The organism is Segatella albensis DSM 11370 = JCM 12258 (assembly GCF_000426565.1).
GTDB lineage: Bacteria > Bacteroidota > Bacteroidia > Bacteroidales > Bacteroidaceae > Prevotella > Prevotella albensis.
Genome location: NZ_AUFP01000006.1, coordinates 217,336 through 228,707, shown reverse-complemented (window position 1 = coordinate 228,707; position 11,372 = coordinate 217,336). Strand labels below are relative to the sequence as shown.

Here is an 11,372-nt window from a genome sequence, read left to right as displayed (position 1 = left end):
TCAACTGTGCCATAGATGGCTTCCAATAGTTCTTCTTTCATGTTCGATTCTAATTTTAAGTTTGTAACTTGCATCAAAGGCTGAAGCCCTTTCTGCGTTTTCTCTTTTTCTTCTTGGCGGATTCATCCTCTGGGAATGGCTCATAAGTTTGGGCATTAGACGGAGCGAACAAGCCGATGGAAGAAATACTACTCCAAGGGTCTTGGGTATGTTCTGCAGTTGGTTGAGTCTGTTCTACTTGGTGACAACTTAGTTGTCCTCTCTGCATAGATTCGGCTCTTGGCGATACACGATTATACTCTGTGCCAAGTCTTGCATCCAACCTTACAAAGCTGTATTCTCGGCTAATCTGCGTACCCTTGAAGCTATATCCATCCTTGCAGAAACGGATGCCTTGAACCTTGGTTCGCTCTTTGTCCTTATATACAAGTTCCAAATGAACACCTTGTTTTGCGAGTTCATTCTTGAACTTCTGCATATATTCAAGGGCAATCTTAGTCATAAACTCATCCGTCAAACGTGGCTTGTCCTCGGGTTTGAAGCTCAATGCAATGTGTCCCACAGGCTTCTTAATCCTTGGATTTAGCTGCCTCTGTAGCTCGAAACTTTGCGTTATCTCGGCATTCGTGCCGAGTAACACACCATCCGAGGTGATGATTTTCGCCTCGTCCTTGCCTGTAACATAGCGGACGCAACCACCAAAAGATGCACCTTTCTTTAGCTTGCCTATCATGTGGTATCCTCCTTTCTGCCCATACTGCTTGGCTTCGGTTTATAACTTGCTTGGCGATACTCGCCAAGGATTTCTTTCAATCTTCTCAACAAGTCTACCACATATACATGGGTTTCATGGAAACCTCTCTGATGCGACAGCTTGGTAAGTTAGTTGAGGTTGTTCACCATACCAATAAGATTCTTGGCGATGGCTACCGTCTCTGCATTGTGTCCGCTGACCACCTCGCCGTTCAAGGCGGACTCACGGATGTACTCCGCCAACTTGCGGTTGGCTTTTCTTGCCCTCAGCTTCAGAGCCTCGTAGCTTGGCTTCGAGAACTTTACCGTGACAGACTTCGACAGCTTGCGAACCCTGCCTGTAGGCGGTCTTCCGCCCTTTCTTCTGTTCTGTTTCTGTACGTTTGTCATTCGATACACTGTTTATAGTTGGTACACTCACTTTCTGCGACCGTTGGGAGCAAAAAATCTCCGCCCTCATAGTGGAGCGAGGCGTTTTGGGGTTCCCAAAACATAACCTCGCTCCCTCTCAGAACACGTTAGTTGGAACTACAGCCTTTCAGCTATCCACGTCCAAGGTCGCAGACCTTAATTCTCACAATTTGCGCCAAGCCTCGAAGTCCTCTTCATAAAGGCTTAGGTGGTGGCGTACGATGTTCTCGATGATGCCCGATACGCTCATGCGTCTCCCTCCGAGGATGCGGACGACACGGTCAAGACGGTCTCGTACATCGGAACAGACGAAGACTGGCTTGCAGTCGTCAATCCTTGGAACTTGGAGGAAGGTCTGCTGATACTCCTCTAATGTCGTCTTGCGCTGCTTGCCACTGATGCGCTTCTGCGGATTCGGTGGCGATTGAGCCTCGTTCGTTGATGTTTCCTCTCTATAGGGAGTTGTTGCAGCAACTTTCTCTACAATTGCTCTCAACTCTGGGTTCTCTACATCATCATAGAGAGAATTACAACTACTTGGATTGGCTTTGTTGCCATACGTAGATGGTTTAACAAAATCTAATTACTCTTTTTCCATCAGCTCCTTTTGCTCAGGAGTCAAGACTACATCTTTTGTTTTTGCCATAGCTTATGCTGTTTTATTTGTTAGTATAGTGGTCACGGTTTGCACCATTGACCGATTGTCGGGTGCAAAGTAAGTGTACTGAGTGCAGCCATGCAACTGATTGGGTGTAACGTGGCAATTTAGTTGTGGCTTGCTTATTTGCATACCGAGATAGTTGTGAGAACTTCAACGTATTTCTCAACTCATCATTGTTCATGTATTCGTTGCAGTCGTGCAAGTTTTTCTTGTTGCTTTTGGCGTTGAAGTCGGCAAACCCCGGCAACATACTGCCACAGAAATTGAAAACGCTTGTTTTTAGATTGCCGTGCCTTATCTTTGCACTCACAAACGTGGAGCACAGCATATGCGTGGAGCTTTGCGACATATAACATAGTATTAACTTAGAAAAAAGAAAAGTATGGGATTCATCGTATTCGAGGAAGAGGTATTCAACTATCTTGATGCCCAGTTGGAGAACTTCGTGAAGCGCATGGACAGAATCCTTGAGTGCAGTGAGGACAAGACCATGAACAAGTGGCTCGACACGCAGGACGTGTGTCAGACACTCAACATCTGCCCACGGACAGTGCAGACGCTTCGGGACAACGGAACTTTGGCTTATACGCAAATCAGCCACAAGACCTACTACAAGCCGGAGGACGTAATGGCTATCGTAGCAGTAGTGGAGGACAAGAAAAAGGACATGCGCTTTCGCAAGCGCACAGGTTAGGCTGTCAATATACAACAGCCACTTTATCCAATGCAGCAAGTAAACCGAGTAACGTAAGTATTAACAATAAAACGAGACAACTATGAGCAATGAAGTAATGACAAGAAACAGCGAGTGGATGAACCACATCGTGAACCACCTCAACCGAATGGTTGACAATTTTGAACGTGCCGTGATGAACTACCGCCCCATGCTTGGCAGTGAGCACTTCATGACGGACAAGGAGCTTTTGCCAGGCTGCAACTGAGCCGAAGAACCCTGCAGGAATAGTTTTTTCGTTCGATAATCTGTTCCTTTCTCGCTTGGCAATAAGCTTATCCATGTCATTTGAAATCTTCTGCTCCGTCACCTGCGCATAGACCTGTGTGCTTGTAATGTCTGCGTGCCCCATAATCTTGGCTATGCTGCCGATGGGAATGTCCTCGTTGAGCATCAAGACTCCGAATGTATGGCGGCACATCTTCTTGAAGAGCGACACATAGATGGTGATGGTTCCTGATGAAAAGCCTTTCTCGTCAAGCAAGTAATGGTGAAAGTCACTGATGAAAGGCTCGGTCAGCTGTCCGAAAGCCAAATCAGTCAACCTATACTTCTCCCCGATGAACTCAGCGAGATTCTTGCGAATTTTTCTGTAAGTCCAGACACTGCTCTTCGACATATCGATGCCCTCATGGGTGCTGAGTTCACTGATATGCTCGTCCACGAAGGAGAGAAGGGTGGTCTGTGTCTTGACGCTGCCCTGCAAAGCCTCCTTGACATCCTTAGCCTCGAAGTCCGTTCTCTTTTCCACAAGCACATCGAAAGCCTTTTGGATGGAAAGCAACAACTGCTCGATGTCCTTGTTGGTTTCCACGGCTTCCTTGCTCTTGCCCTCCAATCGGCTGGCACGAGGATTCCAAAGCGATGGAGTGCAAGACAACTTGCAGGAGAACTGCGCCATAGTCCTGTTCACCGTGATGCGTCCCATGATGGGAGCTTTTCCGGTTTTGTCCAATCCGCTCTTTTTTAGGTAGAGCAACACCTTGAATTTTTCGATTTTCATAACGCTTACATTTTGAGTGTGCAAATATAATCATTTTGTAAGCGTTCCTTGATACGCAAAACATTGAGAATCAGTGCAATAAAATCCGTTGATGCACAAAGTTGCCTTTCCGCATTGTTACCTGCTTTGCATAGGTAACTGTGGCTCACGATTTAGTAACTGAACTACTTCAATATTCCTCACTCGCTTGCTTTATGCCGATTTGGCAACTTTGTGCAAATCTACTCATTCCCAACTGTTTACGTTCCAACCTCTCTTATTCTCCTTTGGCTGCTTTAGAGCTTTATGTTAGCAGTATTTAATCAAATATTTTGAACTTTGTAGTATTTATAATTATAGTCCTTATATAAGATTTGCATCTTATTGTCGGGAGGCAAACAAAATCATTTGATGATACCGTTTTGGTAAAACTTTAGCATATCATGATTCAATATTGTCATATATTTAGCTTGAAGTTCATTTTGTTTAGCCATTATATATTTGTCTTTTCCAGTTCTAAGTTCGATAATATTCTTCAAACCCAGATTGAATTGCTCATTGAGAAGTTCGTAACTTTTCTGAGCACTTTCGGTATTTAATTTTGCAGCTTTGAATTGACTTTGATTTGTATTAGCTTGTAACCAATAATTCTCGATAGTAGAATACAATGTAGTCTGTTGATTCTTTAAGTCTAATATATAATTCTCTTTCTGAATCAAAGCTTTATTTATAATAGTCTTAGAATTTCTATTGTCTGATATTGGTATACTCACAGAAATTCCTCCACCTACGCTAAAGTTATCCTTTAACTGTGTCCCCCAAGGATTATTGTTCATGGAGGTTGTACTAGTGGATATACCGGCAGTTGCTGATACAGTTGGTAACTTGTTGGCCTTAGCGATCTTAATATTTAAATCACTCTGTTTGATATGATTTAGATAATTTTTTATCTCAGGTCGATTGTTAAGCGCAGAATTATATACATCGTTCAAAGCCGGAATCTCAGCCATTGCCATTTCATCTGTTGTTGTAGGAATAGTAATGTCGAAATTGTCATCGTTTGTAATTTGTAGCAAGGCTTTGAGTTGGCGCTTGTAGTTTTTTACGTTGTTTTCTGCGGATACTATGTTATATTCATCTTGAGCACGTTGCGCTGTAAGTTGAGCCAAGTCAGCCTTACTGATTTTACCGACGTTGAGCATAGTCTTTCCACGCTCTTCGTTGAGTTGGCTTGTTCTAAGACTCTCTTTGTTTACTTCTATTGCTTCATTAGAATATAGTATTTGTATATAAAGTTGAACGATCTGCTCCTCTATATTTTGAGCCTGTATTGCAGAATCTAATTCCGCAGCTTCAACTGTTAATTTATTCAATTTAATTTGATTTCTATTTCGGTTACCATTCCATATTGTCCAGTTGCCAGATACGGAATATATACCATTATAAGAAGTCTTGTCTATAGAAGATCTTGTGTATCCATCACTACTAATACCACTTGCCACCCATGGTGTATAATTGATATTTTGACTTGTGGAAGCGCTTAGAGATGGGAGAAGAGCTGCTTTTGATTGTAGATAATCTTCGTAAGCACTTTGCTTTGTCAATTGTGCCTTTTGGATGGTTATGTTATTCTTGATGGCATAACTAATGCAATCTTGTAAAGACCATTGTTTGGCCTGTGTAAATAAAGGAGAAGCACTAGTTAAAATGCCTGCCAAGATAATTTTAGTGATATGTCTCATATTTCAGTTACTATAGTTGTTTGATGTTTTTCAAACCAATTCGTTTATTTTATCGATGAAATTTTAACATTAGTTTTGTTATCATGCTAGAATTGTTACGATATATCAGTAAGTTGTGGGCGATTATTCAAAATGATTTAGTCGAGCAATATATTTTCCGAGAATATCGAATTCTATATTTACGACACTACCAACTTTGATGTTGCAGAAATTTGTATTCTGACGTGTATATGGTATGATGGCAACTTTGAAGGTGTTATCTGTAGGTTCACAAACTGTTAGAGATACTCCATTTACAGTAACAGATCCTTTGTCTACTGTAAAATATCCCTTCTTTGCCATTTCTCGATCAAGTTTATATTCAAAGGTGAAATAAGTAGAACCATTGGCATCTTCCATAGCAATACACTTTGCAGTTTCGTCGACATGTCCCTGAACGATATGCCCGTCAAGGCGTCCGTTCATAATCATAGATCTCTCGATGTTTATTTTGTCTCCTACGTTCAGCAAACCAAGATTACTGCGGTTAAGTGTCTCTTTCATAGCAGTAACCGTATAGGTACCGTCTTTTATTTCTACCACAGTAAGACATACACCATTATGACTTATACTTTGGTCAATCTTAAGTTGGTCTACAAAAGAGCATTTCAAGGTAATATCAATATTATCCAAGTTTCTCTTTATTGCTACGATAGTAGCCATTTCTTCTACAATTCCACTAAACATATTTTATTTTCTTATACAAAAAGAAGAATGAAGAGAAATATAAATTCCAAGTCTTCATTCTTCCGGTATTTCTTTAAAAAGGGTCGCTCGATGATGTGATGAAACTCCGAGCTTAAAAAGTTTGAGAGCCCTTAAGTCTTTGTAATCCACCGACCTAAAAGGTTTAGTCGCCTAAGCGTTTTATGTGGCCCGCCATTGACAGAAGGAGCATCCTCGGTTTTCGTATTAATTTGATGAGTATCCCGATCGAATCGACACGACCCCGATGTCATTTCCTTTCACTTGCAAATATACAGTTTTTCCTTGAAACTTACAAGTTTTTATCTTTTTATTTTCTGATAAATTTCTGAGAAGATTTTTTTTAGTTTTTCTTTATCGTCAATAATATCTTGTATGTTTCTTAGTTTTTGACTGTTAGGCGAATTTGGTATCCATAATTTGATATATCCATTTCGTCCGTATTTCTCTTCCATATGTTTCTTGAACCGTTCCCATTGTTCGTCTTGATTCTTTTCTGGATACTTTTCTTGTCCATATTGTATGGCTCTGGTAAATACCTCATTAATATCAAGATCTCGGTCTGCTTCTGCAACGATTTTTCCATATATGCTTCTTGGTTGTCTACTTGCAGAAGCTCTATGGTCTTCGACAGCCTCTTTCATTATTTTTATTTGTTCTACCGAAAACCATTTCTTTAGTCTTGCATCTGATGAAATGATTTTTCCACTTGTGATATGGTGGATAGCTCTTGGCCCTTCCATGCCTAAATCGTGATATGCGGCAACAACGTATACCATATCTATGTCTGCTCCCGTGGTCTGGGCTAATTCTATGGAGTTCTTTATAACCCGATTAACATGCCTTAGGCCATGACTTTCACCAAATTTTATATATCTGGGAAGAATTTGTTTCTCTACAAATTCCATAATCTCCAAATTAACCTGTTGTTTCATAATGATGTTATTACAATTGATAGAGATTCAAGTATGCCAAATACAATCATGTTTTTAGAAGTTTGGCCTAGCATTTTATTTAATTCCTTACCATGGTTTATCTTTTTCATTTTTCTCCATGTCATTGTATGTTGGATAAAATAAATAAAGAAGACGCCTGTTGGTATGCTTTTGATCCATATATTATTATAATTATAGATATTATTTTGCTGTATAATGATCATGATAAGGGCTGCAATTATACCTACTATATAATATACTTTTTCTGTGTTTCTTTCTCCAATTCTTACAACCAGTGTCTTTTTTCCATCCTGTTTGTCATTGTCTCTGTCACGATAGTTATTTACTAATAATAAGGTGTCTATGACAAGTCCACACGAAATGGATGCCAGAAACACTTCTATTGTGATCGTCTGACTGTTGTCTGGCATGATGACATAATATGTAAGACAAACTGGAACAATACCAAAAAATACCAGAACTAAAAGATCTCCTAATCCTAGATAACTGAGTTTTGTGGTATATAGAAAAGCAAAAAGGATACATAGCACTCCAACAAGAATCATCTCGATACCACCATATATTATTAGAGGAAGTCCGATGATGCATCCTAAAAACGTTGTTATGATGATTCCTGTTTTCATGGCTTTCAGAGTAATCCATCCTTCGGAGCATGCTCGTTGAGGACCTAATCTCTTCTCTTTGTTGTCGTTTCCATGTATACAATCAAAGTAATCATTGATAAAATTTGAGTCTATTTGCATGACCCATGCAAACAGTAGGCATAGGATAGCAGGAAGTATCTGAAAAGAGTTTATTCCAGTATCTTTATATGCGAATGCCATTCCTATTAATACAGGTACGGCGGCACCACTCAATGTCTTTGGGCGTGCAGCCAAGAACCATGCTTTAAAACTATTTGTTGTAATATGCTTTTCGTTCATGTTCGTTTTAAATCTCCTCCTCTTTTGAAGAAGAGAAGGAGTCTTATATTAATTAAAGAAATTCCAACTTAGTCCGAATTGGAGAATAGCTTGATTAAGAGGGTAGTGTGGAGTATAGAAATAAGCATTTCTAAAGCTACCTTGGTTGAAATGACTATACATTACATAGAATCTAGTATGCTTCAGGTGGAAATTGAAGTAAACGTTTGCAAGTGGATAATTTCCAACTTTCACCTTTTGGTTCTCTCCATTACCCTGTACGGCAAACTGTCCTATTGCAGGACAATAGTCCGGGGCATAATACTTTGTAAAGTAATTAGCATCAATACCAAATTCTGTATTCAAGACATGTGCAATCCTGAACTTAATATATAAGTTAGTGTAGGCATTGAAATAAGGAACTGGAAGAACTTCTTCATCTGTAGATTTTTGATAGGTGAGAACATTTTCCCAGTTTAGTATACCTAGTTTAAAGTTCTGCCATAACTGAGCTGTCAATAGACTTAGATTTCCTTTCTTCTGATTTACACTCACCGTATTTCCTGTTCTCTTATAATCAGATGTTATATTATAAGTTGAAACAAGATATGTATAGTTTTGGATGTTGTCGTATGCTATACGTAACTTTGTATCAGTTCTCTTTAGTGAGAATTCCCCTAGTATTCTGCTATGAATGATTTTGTCTAAATCATCATTATCCCACCATATATGCTTTGAGTGATAGTGGCGGTAATAGAATGTAGGAGAAGTGCGATGCATGAATCCTGTTGCTTTTAGTTGGATAGTATCTCCCATTAACTTAAAGTTTAAGTCTGCATTCGCATCTATTTTAAGGAAACCAGCATCTTGTCCGAGAATACCGAATTCTCCTATGACATTGTAATGGAATAGGGAGCCTTGGGTCTTATTTAATTGTCCACCAACACTGAAGTCATATTCGTTAGTTTTGTTAACGCTATATGCATTATCCGGTAGTTCGAAATGGCGCATGTCATAGCTAGCAAAAATCTTTAATCCAGATTTCACCCACTTGTTAAATCCCTCAAGCATGGCTATGGCGAAGGTATTTTTCAGTTCAAAATGGCGAGTACGGTCATAGATGGAATCTCCTGAGAATGTTTTCCCATCGAAAGACTTGAAATATTCATTAAGATAATAACCCTCCGGAGTTTCATAAGCTTGGAAGATTCTTCTGTAGTTATTGAATTCTGCCGTATGAATGAAACTCGTAACGGGAACATATTCATTCTTTAGCCATGCTGTATCTTCTTGTGCTTTAGTCGTTGAACGGATAAGGCTATCAGCAGAATTCTTGCCGTTGACAGTAATTCTATCTCCGTTCTTAGATTGGGAAGTAGGCTCATCACCTGCAATCTTTGCATTTTCTGGCCTTCCATTGAATGACTGCTGACTATCATAAGCCTTTTCGTCGAAAGAACGTCCATCAACTTTAGCTTTTTTTCTTAATTCATCCTTTAGCTTTTTCTCATCGTTTTCTTTTTTAGATGCAATAGCAAATTTCTTTGCTTTGATTTCTTCTTCGGTCATAGGAACCTTCTTGTTGAAACCTACGCTATAGCGATGTGAGAAGAAAATATGCTGATTATCATTTCTATTCCATGTAGAAGACAATACTGTTGGAATTTCATCACTTTGGAAATTCTCGTTAAAGATTTCAGGATGAGTGATATAGTTATCATTGGTTATTCCACCATTCTCTGTTGTTTTCTGATGATTCGTAGACATTAATAGATGGGCCTGATATTTGTCACCGAGATAACTTCCCCACATGGTATAGTCAAAAAGGGAAGCGTTTTGCTTGCTGTAATAACCACGGGCATATCTGTAATCAAATTTAAAGCCTACACCAAGACGTTTGCCTGCATTTACAGCAAACATAGTTTTGATATAATCCTCCCCATTGATTTTATTACCATTTGTATTATATGTAATATTGGTAATAGGAGAGTATGTGTTCGTAAAATGGTGTAAGCTGACAGGCTGTACAAAATAGTCGTATGGCTGTGTAAAGATAAATTGCTTATCTTCCAAACGATCAATATAAATTCGTGCAATTCGAGGAGAGGCTATGGTTCCTGTAGAGTTATATTCACCACGAAGTCCCGTAGTGAATATAGAATTCTGAAACATATGTGGAACCGTATCAACTTCAGCAATTGTTTGGTCACCGAATCTGTTGTCTATAGTCCATACTTTTAATCCTTTTGGAATCTCTTTATGATTACCACTTAGTGAATCTGTCTTGTTTCGATTTCTAAGCGTTAGGTTCCCGTTTTCATCTATTTGATTGAAATTCGAATTGTTGTCGAACTGCTGTATTTGTGCTTCAGTTGTCATGGAACAGCCGAAGAGTAGGAGTAAAGAAAGAAAATTCTTCATGATTTATGGAAAAGTCGTATTGCTACTTCAATGATTTTAAATACTACGGCTATTAGGAGAATAACAAAAGCTACTGTCTTATATGAAGTCCACATATAGGTAGCGACACCTCCTATTGCCAGAACCATGAAAATAATATTCAACCAGTTTCTTATTACTATGGTCGAATCATTCTTACCTTGATAACTGATCAGTCTTTTTTGTCTATGATGAGGTCTTACGACTTCGCTTTCCTGAATATTATCTTTTTCTTCCATTATCGTTTATTTTTGTATTAAGTCTTTGAAGTCTTTGAAAATTTCGTCTTTTCGGTTAATTGTCGCTTTACGGAATTTCCCGAATATACGAGTTAAATCCGTATGCTTTTTGTTTAAGGCATACTTGTCCGTGATGACCTCTTCTGCAGGAGCAGAGAAGCCTGAAGGACGATCTTCCTCGTAGGTGTAATTTATACGACTTATCTTGACGTTGAGATGATTGTCTGTACAAGTTGCAACAAGTAGATAGTTTATCTTGGCTCGGTCTAATAAAAGTACTGTTCGATTAAACTCTAACCATTCCTTTATTGTTGCTGCAATTATTTTTTCTTTCTTGTTAACAAGTGCTACGCGACTGCCTTCAATTTGATTCTCCCCTTGTGTGAGGTTAGATAAGTAATTTAGGGCAAGATTGTATATCTCATCTGCGTTTTTGTTATTTGCATCAATATCCAACACAAATTCTACTTTCCCTTCATCGTTTAAAGGTATAGCGTTGTCTAGATATTTTGGGTCAACCTTAACTTCTTCGTTCTCTTTGGTAGATTTTTCTATCTTCTTTAGTGTAGGTATACTCCAATCATTATCTGTCTCTTTGCTTTTGGTGCTCTTTTCATTTGTATTTTTAGCTTTGAGTTTAGCCTTTTCTACCTCTTTCTTGGCCTCTTCAAGTTCTTTTTGGGCTTTGGCCAATCTCTCTTCTGGTGTAAGAACTGATTGGGCATGAATGACCATTGGCAAGCATAATATGATTGTTAATATTATTTTTTTCATTTTGGTAACTTCCTATTATATAGTTGCAAATTTAAT

Annotated in this window: 10 protein-coding genes and 2 pseudogenes; 1 reads left to right on the top strand and 11 read right to left on the bottom strand. The window is 38.9% G+C overall.

The window, feature by feature from the left end:
- Positions 1-73: 73 nt before the first annotated feature.
- From K333_RS0105145 to K333_RS12000, 3 genes and pseudogenes are all read right to left on the bottom strand, one after another.
- Entirely contained in the window at positions 74-733 is a 660-nt protein-coding gene (locus tag K333_RS0105145; RefSeq protein WP_027452414.1) for a relaxase/mobilization nuclease domain-containing protein, read from the bottom strand.
- Positions 730-1,143, bottom strand: a pseudogene (locus tag K333_RS12005) (plasmid mobilization protein). Before K333_RS12005 ends, K333_RS0105145 begins: the two are co-directional and overlap by 4 nt.
- Before the next feature lie 184 nt (positions 1,144-1,327).
- Positions 1,328-1,810: pseudogene (locus K333_RS12000) on the bottom strand (DUF3408 domain-containing protein).
- A 397-nt stretch (positions 1,811-2,207) separates the two neighbouring features.
- On the opposite strand from K333_RS12000, the gene K333_RS0105125 reads away from it, so the two are divergent.
- On the top strand, positions 2,208-2,519 hold the full coding sequence (locus K333_RS0105125) for a helix-turn-helix domain-containing protein (RefSeq protein ID WP_024990515.1): 312 nt from the start codon (positions 2,208-2,210) through the stop codon (positions 2,517-2,519).
- A 4-nt stretch (positions 2,520-2,523) separates the two neighbouring features.
- On the opposite strand, the gene K333_RS11990 is transcribed toward K333_RS0105125, so the two are convergent.
- From K333_RS11990 to K333_RS0105085, 8 genes are all read right to left on the bottom strand, one after another.
- On the bottom strand, positions 2,524-3,561 hold the full coding sequence (locus K333_RS11990) for a phage integrase SAM-like domain-containing protein (protein WP_024990514.1): 1,038 nt from the start codon (positions 3,559-3,561) through the stop codon (positions 2,524-2,526).
- A gap of 383 nt (positions 3,562-3,944) precedes the next feature.
- Entirely contained in the window at positions 3,945-5,282 is a 1,338-nt protein-coding gene (locus tag K333_RS0105115; RefSeq protein ID WP_024990513.1) for a TolC family protein, read from the bottom strand.
- A gap of 123 nt (positions 5,283-5,405) precedes the next feature.
- Positions 5,406-6,008 carry a riboflavin synthase gene (locus K333_RS0105110; RefSeq protein ID WP_024990512.1) on the bottom strand — a complete coding sequence of 201 codons (603 nt, stop codon included), beginning with the start codon at positions 6,006-6,008 and terminating at the stop codon, positions 5,406-5,408.
- 320 nt (positions 6,009-6,328) lie between these two features.
- Entirely contained in the window at positions 6,329-6,961 is a 633-nt protein-coding gene (locus K333_RS0105105) for an HD domain-containing protein (protein WP_024990511.1), read from the bottom strand.
- Positions 6,958-7,905 (bottom strand): 1,4-dihydroxy-2-naphthoate octaprenyltransferase, encoded by a 948-nt coding sequence (gene menA / locus K333_RS0105100; RefSeq protein ID WP_024990510.1) that lies wholly within the window; start codon positions 7,903-7,905, stop codon positions 6,958-6,960. Before menA ends, K333_RS0105105 begins: the two co-directional genes overlap by 4 nt.
- 48 nt (positions 7,906-7,953) lie before the next feature.
- On the bottom strand, positions 7,954-10,305 hold the full coding sequence (locus K333_RS0105095) for a putative porin (RefSeq protein ID WP_024990509.1): 2,352 nt from the start codon (positions 10,303-10,305) through the stop codon (positions 7,954-7,956).
- Entirely contained in the window at positions 10,302-10,562 is a 261-nt protein-coding gene (locus K333_RS0105090) for a hypothetical protein (RefSeq protein ID WP_024990508.1), read from the bottom strand. Before K333_RS0105090 ends, K333_RS0105095 begins: the two co-directional genes overlap by 4 nt.
- Before the next feature lie 6 nt (positions 10,563-10,568).
- Positions 10,569-11,336 (bottom strand): DUF4468 domain-containing protein, encoded by a 768-nt coding sequence (locus K333_RS0105085; protein ID WP_024990507.1) that lies wholly within the window; start codon positions 11,334-11,336, stop codon positions 10,569-10,571.
- Between the last annotated feature and the right edge of the window lie 36 nt (positions 11,337-11,372).

What these genes read in the sequence shown, in the direction of transcription:
- K333_RS0105145 (WP_027452414.1), bottom strand. Translation starts at nt 733, where the DNA reads ATGATAGGCAAGCTAAAGAAAGGTGCATCTTTTGGTGGTTGCGTCCGC.
- K333_RS0105125 (WP_024990515.1), top strand. Translation starts at nt 2,208, where the DNA reads ATGGGATTCATCGTATTCGAGGAAGAGGTATTCAACTATCTTGATGCC.
- K333_RS11990 (WP_024990514.1), bottom strand. Translation starts at nt 3,561, where the DNA reads ATGAAAATCGAAAAATTCAAGGTGTTGCTCTACCTAAAAAAGAGCGGA.
- K333_RS0105115 (WP_024990513.1), bottom strand. Translation starts at nt 5,282, where the DNA reads ATGAGACATATCACTAAAATTATCTTGGCAGGCATTTTAACTAGTGCT.
- K333_RS0105110 (WP_024990512.1), bottom strand. Translation starts at nt 6,008, where the DNA reads ATGTTTAGTGGAATTGTAGAAGAAATGGCTACTATCGTAGCAATAAAG.
- K333_RS0105105 (WP_024990511.1), bottom strand. Translation starts at nt 6,961, where the DNA reads ATGAAACAACAGGTTAATTTGGAGATTATGGAATTTGTAGAGAAACAA.
- menA (WP_024990510.1), bottom strand. Translation starts at nt 7,905, where the DNA reads ATGAACGAAAAGCATATTACAACAAATAGTTTTAAAGCATGGTTCTTG.
- K333_RS0105095 (WP_024990509.1), bottom strand. Translation starts at nt 10,305, where the DNA reads ATGAAGAATTTTCTTTCTTTACTCCTACTCTTCGGCTGTTCCATGACA.
- K333_RS0105090 (WP_024990508.1), bottom strand. Translation starts at nt 10,562, where the DNA reads ATGGAAGAAAAAGATAATATTCAGGAAAGCGAAGTCGTAAGACCTCAT.
- K333_RS0105085 (WP_024990507.1), bottom strand. Translation starts at nt 11,336, where the DNA reads ATGAAAAAAATAATATTAACAATCATATTATGCTTGCCAATGGTCATT.